At 64.8% G+C, this 17,338-nt stretch carries 17 protein-coding genes, 1 tRNA gene and 1 pseudogene; 14 read left to right on the top strand and 5 right to left on the bottom strand.

The genetic code is table 11. The features are described 5' to 3' along the window. Positions 1 to 99 precede the first annotated feature (99 nt). Both AX685_RS01855 and AX685_RS01850 read left to right on the top strand, forming a co-directional pair. Positions 100 to 864, top strand: a complete 765-nt coding sequence (locus AX685_RS01855) for a Hachiman antiphage defense system protein HamA (protein WP_231738501.1) — start codon at positions 100 to 102, stop codon at positions 862 to 864. Beyond that, complete coding sequence (locus tag AX685_RS01850; RefSeq protein ID WP_066484779.1) at positions 857 to 4,375, top strand: DEAD/DEAH box helicase; 3,519 nt, start codon at positions 857 to 859, stop codon at positions 4,373 to 4,375. The genes AX685_RS01855 and AX685_RS01850 overlap by 8 nt, the downstream gene beginning before the upstream one ends. A 104-nt stretch (positions 4,376 to 4,479) precedes the next feature. Here the strand turns inward: AX685_RS01850 and AX685_RS01845 are convergent, their stop codons facing one another. Continuing rightward, positions 4,480 to 5,127: a hypothetical protein gene (locus tag AX685_RS01845; protein ID WP_156445601.1), complete on the bottom strand. Its 648-nt coding sequence runs from the start codon at positions 5,125 to 5,127 to the stop codon at positions 4,480 to 4,482. 82 nt (positions 5,128 to 5,209) lie between these two features. Between AX685_RS01845 and AX685_RS01840 the strand changes: the two genes are divergently transcribed. From AX685_RS01840 to AX685_RS01825, 4 genes are read left to right on the top strand one after another with little or no spacing between them, the layout of a single operon-like run. Next, positions 5,210 to 5,881, top strand: coding sequence for a hypothetical protein (locus AX685_RS01840; protein ID WP_066484774.1), 672 nt, complete (start codon positions 5,210 to 5,212; stop codon positions 5,879 to 5,881). After that, positions 5,881 to 6,777: a hypothetical protein gene (locus AX685_RS22205; RefSeq protein ID WP_197418446.1), complete on the top strand. Its 897-nt coding sequence runs from the start codon at positions 5,881 to 5,883 to the stop codon at positions 6,775 to 6,777. The genes AX685_RS01840 and AX685_RS22205 overlap by 1 nt, the downstream gene beginning before the upstream one ends. Before the next feature lie 19 nt (positions 6,778 to 6,796). After that, complete coding sequence (locus AX685_RS01830; protein WP_066484768.1) at positions 6,797 to 7,183, top strand: multiubiquitin domain-containing protein; 387 nt, start codon at positions 6,797 to 6,799, stop codon at positions 7,181 to 7,183. 43 nt (positions 7,184 to 7,226) lie between these two features. Continuing rightward, complete coding sequence (locus AX685_RS01825) at positions 7,227 to 7,952, top strand: ThiF family adenylyltransferase (RefSeq protein ID WP_066484765.1); 726 nt, start codon at positions 7,227 to 7,229, stop codon at positions 7,950 to 7,952. Positions 7,953 to 7,967: 15 nt separating this feature from the next. Here the strand turns inward: AX685_RS01825 and AX685_RS01820 are convergent, their stop codons facing one another. Beyond that, positions 7,968 to 8,804 (bottom strand): hypothetical protein, encoded by an 837-nt coding sequence (locus tag AX685_RS01820; protein WP_066484763.1) that lies wholly within the window; start codon positions 8,802 to 8,804, stop codon positions 7,968 to 7,970. A gap of 132 nt (positions 8,805 to 8,936) precedes the next feature. On the opposite strand from AX685_RS01820, the gene AX685_RS01815 reads away from it, so the two are divergent. From AX685_RS01815 to AX685_RS01785, 7 genes are all read left to right on the top strand, one after another. Continuing rightward, the gene (locus AX685_RS01815; protein WP_066484759.1) at positions 8,937 to 9,794 is read left to right on the top strand and encodes a hypothetical protein; all 858 of its coding nucleotides are present in this window, start codon (positions 8,937 to 8,939) and stop codon (positions 9,792 to 9,794) included. A gap of 6 nt (positions 9,795 to 9,800) precedes the next feature. Beyond that, positions 9,801 to 10,094, top strand: coding sequence for a hypothetical protein (locus tag AX685_RS01810; RefSeq protein WP_066484754.1), 294 nt, complete (start codon positions 9,801 to 9,803; stop codon positions 10,092 to 10,094). Continuing rightward, entirely contained in the window at positions 10,091 to 12,502 is a 2,412-nt protein-coding gene (locus AX685_RS01805) for a hypothetical protein (protein WP_066484752.1), read from the top strand. The genes AX685_RS01810 and AX685_RS01805 overlap by 4 nt, the downstream gene beginning before the upstream one ends. 128 nt (positions 12,503 to 12,630) lie before the next feature. Next, positions 12,631 to 13,146 carry a hypothetical protein gene (locus AX685_RS01800; protein ID WP_156445599.1) on the top strand — a complete coding sequence of 172 codons (516 nt, stop codon included), beginning with the start codon at positions 12,631 to 12,633 and terminating at the stop codon, positions 13,144 to 13,146. Further along, positions 13,143 to 13,673 (top strand): hypothetical protein, encoded by a 531-nt coding sequence (locus AX685_RS01795; protein ID WP_156445598.1) that lies wholly within the window; start codon positions 13,143 to 13,145, stop codon positions 13,671 to 13,673. The genes AX685_RS01800 and AX685_RS01795 overlap by 4 nt, the downstream gene beginning before the upstream one ends. A gap of 88 nt (positions 13,674 to 13,761) precedes the next feature. Beyond that, positions 13,762 to 14,646 carry a ParB/RepB/Spo0J family partition protein gene (locus tag AX685_RS01790; RefSeq protein ID WP_066484745.1) on the top strand — a complete coding sequence of 295 codons (885 nt, stop codon included), beginning with the start codon at positions 13,762 to 13,764 and terminating at the stop codon, positions 14,644 to 14,646. 36 nt (positions 14,647 to 14,682) lie between these two features. Then, positions 14,683 to 14,976, top strand: a complete 294-nt coding sequence (locus tag AX685_RS01785) for a hypothetical protein (RefSeq protein WP_066484740.1) — start codon at positions 14,683 to 14,685, stop codon at positions 14,974 to 14,976. Between the two features lie 13 nt (positions 14,977 to 14,989). Here the strand turns inward: AX685_RS01785 and AX685_RS01780 are convergent, their stop codons facing one another. Next, positions 14,990 to 15,319 carry a hypothetical protein gene (locus tag AX685_RS01780; protein ID WP_066484738.1) on the bottom strand — a complete coding sequence of 110 codons (330 nt, stop codon included), beginning with the start codon at positions 15,317 to 15,319 and terminating at the stop codon, positions 14,990 to 14,992. 316 nt (positions 15,320 to 15,635) lie between these two features. Between AX685_RS01780 and AX685_RS23410 the strand changes: the two are divergent. Beyond that, positions 15,636 to 16,670 (top strand): annotated as a pseudogene (locus tag AX685_RS23410) (recombinase family protein); the annotation flags it as partial. 234 nt (positions 16,671 to 16,904) lie between these two features. On the opposite strand, the gene AX685_RS20760 reads toward AX685_RS23410, so the two are convergent. After that, positions 16,905 to 17,204 carry a hypothetical protein gene (locus tag AX685_RS20760; protein ID WP_082740426.1) on the bottom strand — a complete coding sequence of 100 codons (300 nt, stop codon included), beginning with the start codon at positions 17,202 to 17,204 and terminating at the stop codon, positions 16,905 to 16,907. A gap of 33 nt (positions 17,205 to 17,237) precedes the next feature. Continuing rightward, positions 17,238 to 17,324: transfer RNA gene (locus AX685_RS01770), tRNA-Leu, on the bottom strand. Positions 17,325 to 17,338: the final 14 nt, after the last annotated feature.

The raw sequence follows: 17,338 nt of genomic DNA, 5'->3' as shown, positions 1-17,338 counted from the left end.
GCATTCATCTCGTGACAGCCCGGAGTACCGCTCCCGCGATTACCCCATGTTTTCGACATGGATCCTTCCAGTTGGTAAGGCAAAGCTTGGGAGGGGGCATTGGCGAAAATCAAGAACTGGTGCCACTGCACCAGCCAGACCATTAAAACGAAGCACGAACTTCACAAGTTCGTAGCGGACGTCACGAAGCAGCCGGCTGCCATTGCCGCTGTCGCTGCGGTGGTGCCGAGCCATTATGCCAGTGAAACCCGGATCGCAGATATTCTCGCGAAGCTGGGCAAGCATGCCTCCGCGAAATATGTTCGTGACAAGCTGCCGTCCTCGGCGACGCTCCGCTTCGGCGAGCTCGGCGAAATCCTCGCCGCGACCTATGTGACGGATTACTCGACCTTCCAGCCGATCCGTAAATTGCGGTGGAAGGACCATCGAAACATGGCGATGCGCGGAGATGATATCCTCGCAGTTGACGTCGATCCGCAAGGTGTGCTGCGCTTTCTGAAAGGCGAGGTCAAAAGCAGGGGAGCGCTCACCTCGACCACCGTCAAAGACGCGCGCAAGGCGCTGGTCGCGTCACGTAACCGTCCAACGCCGCATGCGCTTGCCGCGCTCGCCGATCGCCTGAACGAGCTGGGAAACGCCACGCTGAGCGGCCAGATTCTGGCGCAGCAATATAAGTACGGCATTAAGCTGGAGCAGGTCACACACTTCATCTTCGCATTCTCTGGCAACGATCCAGCACCGTTCCTCGAAACCGACCTCTCCGAGTATAAGGGCAAGGTCCGGCAGCATGTTGTCGGGCTTCAGGTCGATGCGCCGACGAAGTTCGTGAAAAAGGTCTTCGGCAAGGTCATTGCCAATGGCTGATGCACAGACGCTTGCTGCCAATATCGAAGAGGCGCTCGACACCGCGTTTCGCGGTTCGCTGCTGGCACGTGGACAAGCCCGCTCGATGATATGGCGCAAGGGGGTACTTCCCGACGACGCCCCTGAATTCTCGCCAAACCTCAGCTACGATCTGCTGTCCTACGGCTTTGCCCTAATTACTCAGGGACTCCAGCTCCTGGATCTCGGCGAAAAGAGCGAGGCCGCGCGCATGGCCTTCGAAAATGCCGCCTCGGCCATCGAGTCGGCGACGATGAACGCCGCCGTTTCGCCAGAAACCGATTTCCATCGGCTTATCGCTGGCGCCGCCTTTCACCTTGGCGGATATTCGGCGCGCGCCTTTTCGGTTCTTCATCGCGGCATCGCTGAAGCAAATCTGTCGCCTGTCGAGGTGTGCCTAGCGCGTCTCATCTTGCGCGATCTGGACGGCTTGGCCGAAGACATTGCCTCGATGCGAGGCAGCGGAAAAGGCAACGACGACGCGCTCTTGGAGCGGATCAAGGACGCATATCCCGAGGACGATGGCGAGGCTGACGACGGCGATTGGGATCCTGCCTATGGTGGGGTCGAATATGGCGATTCGACCGACCATCTGACCAACGCTGTCGATCTCGCGCTGACCGATAACTTCATGGGCGGGCTTTCGGCCGCGATGCTTGCTTTTGCGCGGGGTGAGCGTCCGCTTCTGGAACAAGCAATTGTCACGCTGGAGCGCGGATTGAGTGCGAGCGGCGATGCGGGCATGATTGCCCAGTGGTGGTGCCATCGGCTGACGATCCATCTTCTCGACGATCTTTGGGACAAGAGCTTTCATGAGCGGTTGCCGGCAGCGCCCGATGGCCCGGGAGACTGGCACGACCTCAGAGCATTGTTCATCGCCTCCCTGTATCGGCGGTCGCGCGCCGAGATCGAACTCTGGCCCTCGCAACTTGAGGCAGCTAAGCGCGCTGTCGACTTCGGTGACAACATGGTGGTGGCCCTGCCCACCAGCGCGGGAAAGACCCGCATCGCCGAATTGTGCATCCTTGCGTGCCTTGCGGCGGGGAAGCGGGTCGTGTTCGTCACCCCGCTGCGCGCGCTTTCGGCACAGACAGAGGTCAGTCTCTCCAGCACATTCCAGCCGCTCGGCAAGACCGTAAGCAGTCTCTATGGGAGCATTGGCGTCAGCGATGCCGATGGCAACATCATGCGTGAGCGCGACATCATCGTAGCGACGCCAGAAAAGCTCGATTTCGCCCTGCGCAACGAACCTTCCCTGCTCAATGATGTCGGACTCATCGTTCTCGACGAAGGTCACATGATTGGACTTGGCGAGCGCGAGGTGCGTTATGAAGTTCAAATTCAGCGCCTGCGTCGCCGATCGGATGCCGATACGCGGCGGATCGTCTGCCTGTCTGCCATTTTGCCGGACGGCGACCAGCTCGACGACTTCACCGCCTGGCTCACGGGCGATCAGCGCAATGGCCTAATCAAGAAGGACTGGCGGCCGACCCGTTTGCGCTTCGGGGAAATCGCCTGGTCGGGCAGTTCCGCCGAACTCAAGATATCGGTCGGCGGCGAGCGCCCTTGGGTCCGCGATTTCATCACGCCGCATTTGCCCACGGGTAGGATTTCCAAGGAGTTTCCGTCGGACCAGCGGGAATTGTGCATAGCCTCCGCTTGGCGGCTCATGGACGATGGGCACAGCGTTCTGATCTTTTGCCCCCAGCGGCGCTCGGTCGAACCGTTCGCGCGGAGTATCGTCGAATTGCACAAGCGCGGCAGCCTCAAATCGGTTCTCGCGGGTGACGAATCAAAGCTCGCGATCGCGCTCGCGATTGGGCGCGAATGGCTGGGCCCCAATAGCGACGTCCTGAAATGTCTGAAGCTCGGTGTGGCTGTCCATCACGGCGCGTTGCCCACGCCATATCGAAAGGAAGTGGAGAGGCTCCTCCGCGAAAACGTCCTTCGCCTGACGATCTCTTCCCCGACGCTCGCGCAAGGTCTCAACCTGTCCGCGACGACCCTGCTGTTTCACAGTCTGTCGCGTAGCAGAGGCACGATCGACATATCGGAATTTCGTAACGTCGTTGGCCGCGCCGGACGCGCCTATGTCGATGTCGAGGGGCTTGCCCTGTTTCCGATGTTCGATGGCGTGGACGAACGTCGGCTTGAGTGGGAGAAATTGGTCGCTGACCAGGGCGGGAAGGAGATGGAGAGCGGACTTGTCCGGCTCATGCTCGCGTTGCTGGCGCGGATGCTCAAAAAGCTTGGCAGAGTCGATGTCGATACATTCCTCGCCTATGTCGCGGGCGGTTCGACCTGGACCTTTCCGGAAGTTGCGAGAGAGCGTCCCAAGGAGACCGAGCTTGCCCTGAAACAATGGAATGAATGGCTACCGACCCTGGACACATCAATCCTAGGAATGCTCGGAGAATTTGACATCAATGACGAGGATATCGAGGCTAAGCTCGATGAAGTCCTGACCTCGTCCTTGTGGACTAGGCGCCTGGCACGGCGCACCGAGGCAGTCCAGAAGGCCCTGACCGCAATCATTGTGAGCCGCGCGCGGCATGTCTGGGCCAGTTCGAATTCGCTCCAGCGCCGCGGCTACTTTCTGGCCGGCGTGGGACTCGATACCGGCCTCAAGCTCGACGTAAATGCGCCGCAGCTCAATGCGCTTCTTTGCGACGCGAACGCTTCCATTATCACCAAGGAAGATGATGCCGCGGTCGAGGCAATCACGAAATTCGCAACGATCGTGTTTGGGATCGAGCCGTTCGTGCCGGATCCCTTTCCCGACAACTGGAAGGGCATTCTCGAGGGGTGGCTGCGCGGGTCAGCGCTGGTGGATATCGGGGCAACCGGCGAAGATGCGCTACGCTTCGTCGAGAACGCTTTAGTCTACAAATTACCGTGGGCGATGGAGGCCGTTCGCGTACGAGCCTTGGCCAATGACGACATTCTCGAAGATGGGTTCATGATGGCCGATGTCGAGCTCGGCCTGGCGGCCGGTGCAGTCGAGACCGGATCGCTCAATGTCTCGGCTACCCTGTTGATGCGCGCCGGCTTTAGCTCGCGCAGGGGTGCTCTTGCCGCAATTGCCAGCGCCGGTGGGAGTTTTGCGACGCTTGCTGAACTGCGCGAATGGATCGCCACACCGACGGTTGAGGCGTTGTCTAGCGATTCTGATTGGCCGACTGTTGAGACACACGCGCAATGGATCGACTTTATGGCCAGCCTGAAACCCCAAAAGCGTCAGCGTTGGCGTCGGCAAATGGGCGTGATCGAGGTCGAATGGGACGACGGCATTGGTCCCTATGCTCCGACCCCGTTGCAGATGGCCCAGGATGAGGACGGCGACCTGGTCGTGCTGGACGCAATGTTCGAGCGCTGCGGGGCGATCATCACCGACATTGAACCCAGTCCGACAGGCCTGTTTCTGCTAACGGCGTCCGACACCGCCGACCAGGCCGACTATGTATATTACGGTCCGGAGGACCTGTTCGCTTAATGACTGTTCGAGGCGCGCGGGCCGCGAGCCAAGCAAGGTCCGTTTTTCTAAGCCAGTTGAAATAAGCGGTCAGTCCGCAATCGGCCCAATTCCAGTCGTATCGCTTAGAGCTTGATGCCCTGCCCGGAACGGCCGTGCGTGAAGAGCAGACGATCCATCTCGTTCGCTAATTCGACCTCCGTGGCCGATAATCGTTCGGCCCACCCGCGAACGATCCCGGGCATGTAGGTTCGACTGTCGAGTACCAGCCCCGCCCCATCGACCGCCTCCGTGATCGCGGCGGCGCGCGCCTCGTCGCAGATCAGCACGCCGCCGAGCGGCTCGTCACCGCGTTCGTCGTGCTGGCGGCGCTTGCCCAGCATCGACAGCGCGTTGGCACGGAACACCGCGAACGCCGCTGTCGGGATTGATCGCCGCGTAGTGTAGCTGTCCGGCAAAACTCCCGCAGCTCCGGCCAACGCGAATGGCGCCAAGGCCGACCAGCGCTCCGTGACGTAGCGCGCGGCGAGCGCTGGCGCCATGAACGCGTCCATCAGCCGGACCGCCGTGGCGAACGCCGCCAGTTCGGGGATACCGTAATGCAGCCGGCCGGTCGCATCGTCCTGCCGGCTCGGCACACCCAGTCGCTGCAGGTGGCGGACCCGCGCGTCGAACGCATTGCGCGCGTCGGACGACAACCCGCAGGCGTCCATCAGGACGGTGAGAGCGTCAGCAAAACTCAGGCTGAGAGCGGACGAAAGCGGATTCGGCACGATGCGGTGTGCCGCGGGACGAACGCATCGTGCAAGCAGCACCCTTGCCAATAGTTCTATAATGTCTTATAGGGCAGTTGCCATGAACCTGATCACGCACTTTCCTGTCCCGCCCGACGAGCCGGCCTCGTCGATCGTTCACGAGGCGGTCGGCCGCTTTTCGATCGAGGTCGACGCGGCATATCCTCACGTCATTTGCCTGATGGTGTCGGATATCGGGTCCGGCGGCGCGAGCAGCATCTGGACACGCCACTTCGGCGATCTCGCCGACCGTGACGCGGTGCTCGAGCGGTTCCAGACCGGCGCGCTCGATCTGACATTCCTGGCACGGGTGACCATGATCTTCGGCCCTGTCGCGATCACGGGGGCGGTCGATCGCATCGTGGACGCGGCTCGCAAGGCTCGTCGCGCACGCGCCGAGGCGGAAGCCCAGCGCCAGCGCGACCGAAACATCATCAACCTCTACGCGCCCGACACGAAGCGGGGATTCAAGCTCGAGCTCCAGCGCAAGAGCGACAGTCATGCCGAGTGGTCAGTCCGCTACGACCGCGCAAGCGAGCGCGACCGACTGTGCGACTGGTTGCGCTGGCAGAAGCCACGCTTCGAGGCCTTTCTCGGTCACGCCGCCGAGCACGGCGGCGAGGCGCTGACCCGCCTGCTCATCGACGAGATGTTCGAGACCGAGCGGCGCATCAAGAAGGATGGGCGCGGCGCGGGCGGCATGCGCCCCTTGCGGATGTGGCGGGGCGACTGATGAACGAGCTCGCAACTTTCCGCCCCGCGACGCCCGCGATGGTTGTCGGCCGCGCCTTCGACGGTGGTCCCGCACCGCTGGGCCTGAGCGAACCGTTTGCGCTTCGCGGGGGCGATCGGCTCGGCCCCGACGGCATCGCGTTCGATCTGATGCACGAGCACCAGCCGGCATTCCTGCGCTGGGTCACCACGAGCTGTCAGGCGCTCATCGCCGCCGAGCGGCCGTGGTTTCGCGGCGCGCCGATCCTGGCCACCGGGCCGGAAGGCGCGGGGCGGACCCATGCCGCGCGCCGCCTTGCGCGTGTTGCCGGGGTACCGCACGTCATCCTCAACCTGACCGATCCCGTGATCGCCGCCAACGTCGCGTCGTCGGGTCGGGTCAGCGAGGCGCTGTGGGCGTCGCCCCTCACCATCGCCATGGCGGCGAAGCGCTGCGCCAACGCTATTGCCAGCGTCGTCGGCATCGACAAGGTCGGGGACGATGTCGCCAGCGGTCTCGTGGCCATGATCGATCCCGCGACCGGCCGGTCGTGGAGTGAGGACAAGCTCGAAACCGAGATGGATTTCGGCGAGGTGACGTGGATCGTCCAATGCGACGACCTGACCCGCGTGCCCCCTGCCCTGCGCGCTCTGGCCGCGCACGTCGCGTTCTCCGAGATGCCGCGCGGCATCGAGACGACCGCCGCGCTGTCGATCTTGCTCGAGGTGCTCGACGACCTGGGCCTCGACGAAGCCGATCCGGCATTCGAGTGGACCAATGTCGCGCGAGCGCTCGGCGGCCACCCCCGCGGCGCGAAGAGCCTCTACGCCCAAATGGCTCATGCCGTCACGACGATCGCCCGCGAGGGCCAGCCATCCGTCGCGAGCGGCGGTGACGACGACGATGTCCCTTTCTGACGTTCAACAAGGAGAAGACATGATGACCTCGCCTGCCACTACTTTCGAGCCCGGCGGCCGGCCGACCGTTGCCCCGGCGCACGACGCCGTCCCGGCCGTTCGGCCGCGTCCGCATCTGTATCTCGTTGGCGAGGCCGAGCGCTCGCATCGCGCGCCGACAGCACCGGCCGGCCGGATCTCGATCCAGGTCAATGGCCGCTGGCACGCGCTGCGGGGCCGGACCATCACGTTTGCGCAGCTGCTGCGCATGGCGTTCCCCGACCGACCGCTTGCGTTCGCCCAGGCCGCGACCGTGTCGTTCCGCGGCGGCGTGGCGACGCGGCCGAGCGGCCTGATGACCCCGGGCGATGTCATCGAGGTCGCCGACGGGCTCGTCGTCAATGCCGACGCAACCTATGCCAGCTGAACAACCAGCGGCCGCAGTCGCGTCGCCGTCCCCGAGCCCATTCGTGTATGAAGACACCGCCGCGACCCGCGCCGGGCTTGCGGCGGTATCGGCGCGGCTGGCCGGCGGCAGGATCGCGATCATCGGACTGGGAGGCACGGGCTCCGAAGTGCTCGACCTCGTCAGCAAGACGCCATGCGAGCGCATCCTGCTGTTCGATGGCGATCATGTCGAGCAGCACACCGCGTGGCGCGCACCGGGCGCCATGTCGTGGGGCGATGTCATCGCCGGGCGTTACAAGGTCGAGCATTATGCCGACGTGTACCGCCGCATGCACAAGGGCATCCTGACCTACGCCGAGGATCTGACCCCGGACAACGCCTACCTGCTCGACGATGTCGACTTCGTGTTCGTCTGTGTCGACAGCGTAGGCGCGCGGGCCTTCATCGTGCCCGAACTCGAACGACGCGATCTGCCGTTCATCGACTGCGGTCTCGGGTTGCGGCTGGTCGACGACCGCGTTCTGGGACAGGTGCGCGTGACCACCAGCACACCGGCGATGCGCGCCCATGTTCATAAGGGCAACCGTATACCCGTGGCGGGCCGCGACGACGACGAACTCTATCGTAGCAACATCCAGGTTGCCTGCCTCAACCGCCTCGCCGCCACCTTGGCCGTGATCCAGTACAAGCAGTTGCGCGGCTTCTACGCCGACTCCGAGGCCGAATATCACTGTGTCTATTCGGTCGACGGCAACACCGTCGTCAACGCGGATCACGCACCGGCGTGACGATGATGGATGCGCTTACCGGTCGCGCTGCATCATCTGCTCGCCGCGCGCGGCGAGGCGATAGAGTTCGGTGATCTCGCGGCTGGTCGGGCGCCACGGGAAAGCAGGGTCAGCGCCGCGCGGAAGCGCAGCCCATGCGGCCTTCGGGATCGGCCGCAGCGGCTCCCAGGCGGTTTCGAGCTCGAGGACAGCGTCGTCGCCATCGTTCCGGACCTCAAAGACCATGAAGTCGTGCGCCGCGAAGAACGGATGGTCGACAATCTCGGCTGCCCGCCATCGGTCGTTGCTCTTGGAACTCTTCTGGAGCGCCGTGACGATCGTATCGGGCAAGTGCTGCCGGCGGAGCCTGATGGTCGCTTTGTCCCCCAGCACGGCGAAGGCCCGCACGCGGTGCGAGAGTTCGATCTGCTCGGCAACGGCCTGGCCCGCGCTGACCCTGATCTTGACCGACATCTGACCGAGATCGCGCCGCGCGCGCCGCGCGAACCGGCCAACGATCGGCGCGGCGCCGGCTTGATCGGTAAGGTCGAGGGCGTTGGCCAAGGCGCGGTCCGTACGCGACCAAGCGAGCCACCGGGCGAGCACCGACGACCCCGACACCAGCCAGAGCGGCACACCCGTCTCGCCCGCTGCGGCGATCATCGCGTTGGCACGCTCAAAAGCAATCCGCGCCTCGATCGCCGCAGCGAGACGTTCGAATCCATGCGGAAGGGCATCGCCGAACACGATCGTCAGGCCGGCGATCGTCACCGCGAACTGGTCGCCGCCCCCCGAAATCGTGACACTTGCCGGGTCGACATTGGCGAGCATCGCCTCGGCAAGCGCTCGCGGCGCCTCGCGCTTGCCGATCATCGTCTGGTTCCCGCCCCGCTCATGCCACAACGCGATAGCGCGATGACAGCAATTTTGCACATCGCAACCAGCAACCGCCGGTTACATCGTCGATCGAGTTTTGGCGCGCCACGCTTCCTCTCGGAGGCAGCGATGGCGATTGAAGAGATTCCCGACGGCTACGAGGCGCTGATCGCGACGATCGACCGCGAGGTTGCACAGCTGCGGTCGATCAAAGACAGCGAGTACGCGCGCATTACCGGGCTTGATGCAGAGCAGACAGCGCTCGGTCATCATCCGAACTACGCCGCCTATCGACACGGCGGCCTCCTGCGCGGCATGGGCGTCGCGCACATCCTCGCCCACGCGGGTTTCTATCGTCTGTGCCAGGGTGAAGCGGTCGCGCGGCTCGCCGAGGCACGGTATGACACTGGCGCCGACTGCCTGATCGTCGCCCTCGCCCATGTGTGTGAGAGCGACCCGCTCCTCGAGGTCGCCGGACTTGCCTGGCTCGATGGTCACGGCCTGCTGAAGCACGGCGCGCTCGATCCGTTCTGGATGAAGCGTCCGAAGCTCGGTCTGGGTCAGCCGGCCAAGCTCCATGGTCTAGGCGCGGCCGATGCCGATGCGCATCGCGGCCTCTACACGCTCGCTCCCGCCGAACTTCGTCGCCGCTTTAGGCATGCCGCACGCAGCTCCGCCGACACGTTTGGCGATTTGCTGCCAGGGGTAATCGCCGGGGGTGGCGCCGAGCTCGCGGCCACGGGCGCGGTGGCCAGCGAGCAAGACGCCGCCGACCGCTATTGGACGAGGTGCGCGAGCTTCGCCGCGCACCAGCGCGCGACGGGCGATCGGCGATGGCGCTGGAAACCGCCGTTGTCGCGGCAGGGTCATCATGCCCGGACGATCGCAGAGCTCAAGGAGGTCGCGATGCCGGCGGAGCAAACCCGCGGTCACGCCGCCAACTGGCTCGACGATAACGGCGCCAACCCGCGCTTCCGCCAGGATTGAGCGCTCATGTCTCGCATCACCATCACCGAGAACGGCGTCGACAAGATCGTGACCGACATCGCGCCTTACCGCGCCGAGCGCGAAAGCGTGCTCGCCAAGCTGACCGCAATCTACGCAGACTTCGAGAAGGGGCCGGTCGATGCCCTAGCCGCACGCGAGCAGGAGATCGTTGATCTCGCCAACCGCTACAATGAGCTCACCTATTTGATCGAACGGTTCGACCAGGCCGCCGTGCGCCGAGCCAACATCCTGGCCGGCTGGGAGATCGTGAAGCAGCATCGCGCCGGGGGCGGCGCGTGACGACCGGCCCCGCCGTCAATACCGACACACGCATGGTCGCGGCCGGGCTCGCCGCGAACATCGCCGTGATGCGACCGCCCATCATCACGGCGACTGGCCGCGCCGCGCAGAGCGGCCACGCGATCGTGCCGGCGGGCGGCTTGGCGCCGTTCGCGCTGCTGCCGCACGTCGACTATATCGACGATCCCGATCACCGGCCGGGCTGCGGGTTTGTCGGCGGGCGCAATTCGAGCATCGCGCCATTGCTGGCCTCCGGCGCGATTCCGGCGCAGGCGAACCGCGCAGTCGCGCTGCGTGCGTTACCCGATAACGCCGACGCCATCCTGCGCGACCTCAGACGCCGGGCTGGGCTCTGGTGCGCCCCTGGCGCATTGTTCGCACGCGCCGCCTGGACCGACACGTCCGCTGCCGCCTTCCTCAACCGTCTGCGCGAGAACGGCGACGACGCTCAACTCTTCGTCGCGCATTCTCAAGCCTCGCTCACCGCGCGCAAGATGTGGCTGGCGGTCGAGTGGGATGTTGGCGACCGATCCGACGCGCCCTTGCCGGTTGCATCGGGAGCGGTGGCGGTCGGACGCGCGCTGATCGACGCGATCGCGCTCGTCGACCGCCTGGCGACTCCGGAGCGGGAGGGCGTCAGCCGTCCGCAGCATCGCGAGACCGCGCTGGCCGCGCTAATGACCGCGTTCGGCCACTATCTGCGGCACGTGTCTGCTGCCGACAGCGGCGGCGAGCCCGCGGTCGCCAGGCGCAAGCTCAAGCGCGCGATCGCCTGGGCGCGCACCATCGTCGACGCCATTGGCGTGTTCTCGGTCGCCAGCGACCCCGATCGAAAGCGCTGGGAGCGGTTGACCGCGATGCTCGACATCGGCGAGTTGCGCGATCATGCTGGCGGGGCGGCGGCAAAGCTCGACCGCGTGTCATACCAGCTCGAGCAGCTGCGGTGCGCCGATCTCGGCCACCGCCTGGAGCGTTCGGGCTGGCGTCCGCACATCCGGCGATCGCTGCTTCGCCTGGCATCACCCAATCGACAGCTTCGCCTGGCACTGGTCGGGCGCATCCGCTGCGACCTGATCTTCACGCTCGCCGCGACGCGTCAGCTCGACCGTCTGTACCGGCTATTTCCGTGGCTGGCCGCCCCGCATGGTGCGTTCCCCGGCTGCGCCGGCGGAGCGCTCGGCGCGCTCGCCTCCCTTTACGAAGCCGCGCGCGGCGTTGAAATCGGGCTCGACATGAAGCGCCGCCTTGGCGACGTGAGCCAGAGTCCGGGCACGGTGATGCGCATGACGGCGCGTCAAGCCACGGCGGTCTATGCCCATCCGCGCCACGTCGTGTTCGCGGCCGGCCGCAACTATGCCGCCGGCGCCGCGCTGGTCGCGCAGGTCACCAGCCACGTCATGGTCAAAGCCGCGCTGGAAGGCCAGACATTCGGTAGCCTGTCGCTGGAGGCAACGCGCTACGGGCGCCTCGGCTACAGTGACGCCGTCGCGCTCAAGATCAAGCGCACGCGCGACGCCGTGGTCACGATCCAGCAGGGGCAGCCGGCGTTCGAGGTCGTGGCGCGCGACGACGACCTCATTCGCCACATGGGCCTCACGCTGGTTCGCCACTTCGGCGCGATGATCCATTCGATCTGGCCGACCAGCTATCAGCGCGGCGACTTTACGATCCACCGTACGCTCGTCCATACCGGCCGCCGGCCGCGCAAAAACAAGGATCACCGCGCCGATACCGACGGACCGTGGGACCGGTTCAGCAAGCATCGCATCCATCAGGAACTCGTCCGTTCGATGCTGCGCAACGTCGACGGCGGCGATGACGTCACGCTTCGCGACGCCATTGCGGATATCGAGACGCCCCCCGCTGACGATGGCGAATATGCGCGCGCTGCCCGCTTGAGGGACGATTCCAGCCGAAAGACGGGCGCCTGGGAAGAGCAGGACGAAGGCCAGGGGGCCGCGCGCCGTGCTGCAGAGGAGCCGACCAATATCGCCGATCGTGGCGCGATCCTGCGCGACCTCGTCGATGACGTGCGTCGCTGGCGCGAGCGCGATTCAGGCAAGCCGCAGCCCGCGCCGCAGGACAATCTGCTCGAGGACATCCTGCTCGGTCGTGCAAACATCGCCCAGCTCGCGCCGGTGTCCGACCTGTTCATTCCGGTCCTGTGGTTCGCACCGCTGATGGATCGCGACCGGCTCGCGTGGATCGCGCGCGGGATGCCGGGCCAGCACACCGGTGACGACGATGCGCCCCATGCGGCGCGCCTCAAGAGCTGGATCGCGGCGGTACGTCGCTGGTCGTGGGCGCCGTTCGTGGCTCCGATCGTGCGCGGTCGCGACGACGTGATCGCCTGCCATCTCTTTACCGGCGTGTCGCCGGTGACCGCGGACCTCGGCCATGTCCGGTGATCCGTCACGTCGGCCGACCGGGACCAGCGGCGTTCGCACGACCGGCAGTCCGAGCCGACAACCCGACAACCGATCGAATAACGGAGGCAGGCATCATGTACGTCGTCTGTGACGAGATGTGGAACAGCGTGGACGTCTATGGCCCGCGATCGGACATCGATCGCTTCAAGCGCCGCTTCATCGTGCCGGCGCCGGCCGGCAACCGGTCGCGCAGCACTTTAGCGTTTAAGCTCGACGACCTCAGCGGCGACAGCACCTGGAACTTCCGGGAATTTAGGCCGCACGAGAACGGCATTTATTCGTTCGCGTTCGACACGCTGGCGAAGTTTCCGACCTACGCTTTCGAACGCCTGACCAGGATGTTTCCAAAGCTGCATTTCGATTGCGAGTGCATCGCCGACGACGATCACCGAATGGGATACGGCTGGTTCAACACGCCCCCCGGCGGTCAGGATTTCTACGATTACTATGACGTGCCCAAAGGCTTCTGGACCAGCGGCCGCGGCAAGCGCACGCCGCCCGAAGAGCGGCGGCACATGATGGTCATCGACGCACTCAGGCAGCGGCTGCGCGATGAGGAGCGCGGAAGACACGGCGGCGACCTTCGCGACGCGAGCCGTGATGGCGAAAGGTCACCTCGATGAGCGAAGTCTGGAACAGCGTGAGGGTGTACGGGCCGTCCTCGGAGATCAGCCGATTTAAGCGGCTCTGCATGGCGCCGTCCGAAGCCAGCAACACCGGTGATCACGAGGGTTGGAATGGATGTGATTGCGTCATCACGGTCCCGGTCGATGACCCGCGCGGCAATGGCTCGGCGTTTTCAGACTACGTCTGGAATTTCCATCATGACGATGGGCCGGGCGACAATCGCTACGCATTCAACTTCGACACGGACTGCCGATTTCCGGTCGATCTGTTCGAGCGTATCGCACAGGCGTTCCCTGCGCTCGCATTCGACTGCAGCTGCATCCACAGCATGGACGAGTTCATGGGTTATGGCTGGTTCAATACGCCCGCCGGGGGAGAGGATTTCAGCCAGGATTACGATGTTCCGAAAGACTATTGGACGTCGGGAAGCGGGTATAAGCGAGGCCCGGCCGCTCAGTTAAGGCACGCGGCGCTGATCGCCCATCTCGAACGCGTTGCGCGCGAGGCGGATGATCGCTCGTAAGCTCTTATCAGGACCTGAGCGCCGGTTACATCGTCGCCGCGTTTTGTCGTCCGCATCCTCGAATCACTACCGATCGAGGATGTAACTCATGGACACCAATGAACTCCCGCTCGACGCCGTGCCGCCCAGGCGCGGCCACAAAGCCAACTATGTCGTCGAGTTGCTTCCTCACGACAGGACGACGGTGTCGCCCAAGAACCCGCGGTTCGGTTATGTCATCACCGACGACAGCATCGTGCCCCTCGTCGTGGAGCTGAAGGCGGTCGGGCAGGCGCATGACGCGATCGGCGAGCGCGGGGCCGACGGCGTCGTCGAGATTCTCGCCGGCTCGCGGCGCCGTGAAGCGTGCCGCATCCTCAACACGCCGCTTCGCGTCCGCGTATACGACAAGGGTGCGCTGACCGCCGAAGTCGCGCTCAAGATCGCCAACCGCGAGGATCGCGGCGCTCTCGAAGTCAGCCTGTGGGACAAGTCGGCATCGTGGGCGCGGATGCTCGAGGGGAAGCTCGTCGCCAGCGAAGCGCGGCTCGCGGACGCCGTCGGCGAAGACAAGTCGGCGATCAACCGCGGGCTGGCGCTGCAGAAGGCGCCTCTCGCCATCCTCGATCTCGTCGCCGACCGGCGCGCAATCTCGATGAGCCAGTGGGCCCAGCTCGCGCCGCTGCTCGAGGACAACGGTCAGCGCGACCGCGTTCTCGCCTGCGCTGCGCTGCTGGCCGGGCAGACGCTCGCCATTGCTCCGCTCGTCCGCAAGCTGACCGCCGCCGCCGCGGGCAAGAACGAGATCAGGCCGGTCGAGGTCCGGAACCGCCACGGCCGGCTGATCGCGACGATCGCTCCCGACCACCGCGGTGCCTTCAGCATCCGGGTGAAGTCGATGGCCGAGCAGCACCCCAGCTTCCGCCTCGACCATGCCAAGCTGATCAACGCCGCCTTCGTCGACGCGATCAAGGATTGGTTCGGCGACGCCTGACCCTGCCGAGCCGCCAGCACATTCAAAGGACCTCATATGCCCGAGTTCGAGTCGATGAAGTTCCCATTCGGGTCGGTGAAGCGCCGCCGCGCGCCCATCATCAGCCCAACGCTCCTCGCGCTGCCCGAGAGCGCACGACCCGTGCCGATCCTCGCGTGCGCCACCTGCCCGGCTGGCAGCTGGTATCACGACGAGGAACATCTCGCCTGCCACTGTGCCGCGCGGCGCTACGTGTCGTGGCTGCCCAAGCAGAAGGCGATCGCGCTCTGTGATGATCGCGAAGCGGCGCTCGCCGAGCAGGAGGCCAACCGGCAGGATGGGGCAGACTGATCGATGCCGGGTATCAGGCGACGACGTGACCGTGTCTGCGCATGAGCGCGTAGCCCCGCGCGCTCGACAGCGGAAACAGGCTGACATGCGCGGTCATTGCGATCGACAGGCGCAGGTGACGCGCCATCAGTCGCCGGTGCACACGGCTTAGGTGCCAGGTAGGAATGAGATCGATCGCGTTGGATGGCGCGGACATCGCCAGCAGAGCACGGGTCAGTCGCGCCGAGCGCCAGCAATACCAGGCGGCGATCGCGGTCGCGATGCCGTCGACCGCCAAGATCAACAGATACTGGGCGGCCTTGAAGGCTGCCCCCGCCAGCGCGAGCATGATGATCGCGGTCATGTCCAATCTCCTTTTTCTCCAGCCTGCCTGGATCACCCACTCCTTTTGCTTTCAGAGCTTCTGACGGTTACATCGTCACCGCGATTTAGGGTCGGCACATGCTGATCGGTGGACAGCACCGACGCCCCTCCCCGCGGATCGATCCCTCATTCCCGTGCCGGGATCGGTGCCGCCGTGCTCGGCGCGTGCCATATCGAAAGTCGTATCGTTGCCGACCGGCTTCCGGACTCTTTTCCGCTGGCGCGATCGGAGTCAGAGTGGCTGCTGACTCTGCTCAGCGCGGACGACCTGCGCTTTATCTTCGAAGGCCTAATTCATGGGGAAGACTCGGACTGAACGTGCACTTGGCTACATCCGGGTATCGACCCAGCGCCAGGCCGAGGGCGGGATCAGCCTCGCCAATCAGGAGGAGCGGCTCAACGCCCACTACGGCCAGCGTGGCATCGAGCTTGTCGACGTTTACCGCGACGGGGGCCTGTCTGGAACGACCGACAACCGACCGGGTCTGCAGGCACTGTTCGAACATGCGCTGCGGCCTGGCAGCGGGATTACCGAGATCGGCGTGTACAGTTTCTCGAGGCTTTTCCGCGATCACTACTTGCTTGAACATTATCGCCGTAAGCTGAAGCGCGCCGGGGTCCGCATCGTGGCAATCACGCAGGATGTGGGCCAGGACGCCGAGGGCGATCTCGTCCGGTCCGTGCTGTCCAACTTCGACGAGTATCAGTCGCGCCAGACGGCCAAGTTCACCCGCGATACGATGAAGCGCAACGCCGAAGCGGGCTTCTGGAACGGCGCGATCCCGCCGTTCGGCTACACGACCCAGATTGCCGAGATGCGCGGCCCCAAGGCGAAGAAGCGGCTCGTGATCGAGCCCTCGGAGGCGCTGCAGGTTCAGCAGATCTTCCGCATGAAGCGGGTCGGTATCGGTCAGGGACCGATGGGCTACAAGAAGATCGTTTGCCATCTGAACGCGAGCGGCGCGACCCTGCGCGGACGCAAGTGGCACGTGTCGAACGTCCGCGACATCCTCACGCGCTCCACCTACCGCGGAAAACACCTGTACGGCGTCCATGATACCCGCAACGGCATCAAGCGTCCCGAAGAAGAATGGCAGGAGATCGACGCGCCCGTCATCATCCCGGAACCCGAATGGCTCGAAGTGCAGGCCGGCATCGCCCGCAACGCCCGGCACATCACGGCGCCGACATTCGTGTCGGGGCCGACGATGCTCGCCGGCATCGCCAAATGCGGCCATCCAGAATGCGGCAATGCGCTCACCATCGCAACCGGCAAGGGCGGTCGCTATCGCTACTATCGTTGCTCCCGCAACCTGCGGCGTGGCGAGACAGCCTGCCAGGGCACGAGCATCCGCGATGAAAAGCTCGAGAGCATAGTGATTGAAGCCATGGCCGAGCGGCTGTTCCGGCCCGACCGCCTCCAGCAACTGCTCGCCAACCTGCTCGACGACAGCTCAGCGGCCGTGCGCGAGCGACAGGCCCATCTCAAGGCGCTGCGCACGGAGCGTACCCGCGTCGAAGGCGCGATCCAGAACATGTTCGACTTCATCGAGCAGGGGATCGTGTCACCGCGCGACGCCGATTTCACCGCGCGGCTCGCCACGCAACGTACGCGGCGCGCCGATCTGGAACAAGAAATCCTGCTGGTCGAGCGTCAGCTGTCCGCCGCCGACCGGCGGGTCACACCCGAGGCGATCGACCGGCTCGGCGAGGTCATCTTGACCAAGCTGCGCTCTACCGATCCGACTGCGCGGCAAGGCTACGCGCGCCGGTTCATCGCCAAAGTCGTGGTCGCGCCCAATGCGATTACCATCACGGGACCGATCAAGCCGCTCGAAATCGCGGCCAACGGTGTTTCCGATCAACAGGCACTGATGGTGCCCTCTCTTGATCGGGAGTGGTGCGGCCGAGAAGACTCGAACTTCCACGTCCTTTCGGACACAACGACCTCAACGTTGCGCGTCTACCAATTCCGCCACGGCCGCACGTGATGACCACC

Origin of the sequence: Sphingomonas sp. CCH9-F2, from assembly GCF_001556735.1 — a bacterium.
GTDB lineage: Bacteria > Pseudomonadota > Alphaproteobacteria > Sphingomonadales > Sphingomonadaceae > Sphingomonas > Sphingomonas ginsenosidimutans.
This window is presented reverse-complemented; position numbering and strand designations above follow the sequence as displayed.

Bases quoted from the DNA above. Each gene is read 5' to 3' on its own strand.
- AX685_RS01820 (WP_066484763.1), bottom strand. From the start codon at position 8,804: ATGATCGGCAAGCGCGAGGCGCCGCGAGCGCTTGCCGAGGCGATGCTC.
- AX685_RS01780 (WP_066484738.1), bottom strand. From the start codon at position 15,319: ATGACCGCGATCATCATGCTCGCGCTGGCGGGGGCAGCCTTCAAGGCC.
- AX685_RS01795 (WP_156445598.1), top strand. From the start codon at position 13,143: ATGAGCGAAGTCTGGAACAGCGTGAGGGTGTACGGGCCGTCCTCGGAG.
- AX685_RS22205 (WP_197418446.1), top strand. From the start codon at position 5,881: ATGAACGAGCTCGCAACTTTCCGCCCCGCGACGCCCGCGATGGTTGTC.
- AX685_RS01815 (WP_066484759.1), top strand. From the start codon at position 8,937: ATGGCGATTGAAGAGATTCCCGACGGCTACGAGGCGCTGATCGCGACG.
- AX685_RS01830 (WP_066484768.1), top strand. From the start codon at position 6,797: ATGATGACCTCGCCTGCCACTACTTTCGAGCCCGGCGGCCGGCCGACC.
- AX685_RS01785 (WP_066484740.1), top strand. From the start codon at position 14,683: ATGCCCGAGTTCGAGTCGATGAAGTTCCCATTCGGGTCGGTGAAGCGC.
- AX685_RS01790 (WP_066484745.1), top strand. From the start codon at position 13,762: ATGGACACCAATGAACTCCCGCTCGACGCCGTGCCGCCCAGGCGCGGC.
- AX685_RS01850 (WP_066484779.1), top strand. From the start codon at position 857: ATGGCTGATGCACAGACGCTTGCTGCCAATATCGAAGAGGCGCTCGAC.
- AX685_RS01840 (WP_066484774.1), top strand. From the start codon at position 5,210: ATGAACCTGATCACGCACTTTCCTGTCCCGCCCGACGAGCCGGCCTCG.
- AX685_RS01810 (WP_066484754.1), top strand. From the start codon at position 9,801: ATGTCTCGCATCACCATCACCGAGAACGGCGTCGACAAGATCGTGACC.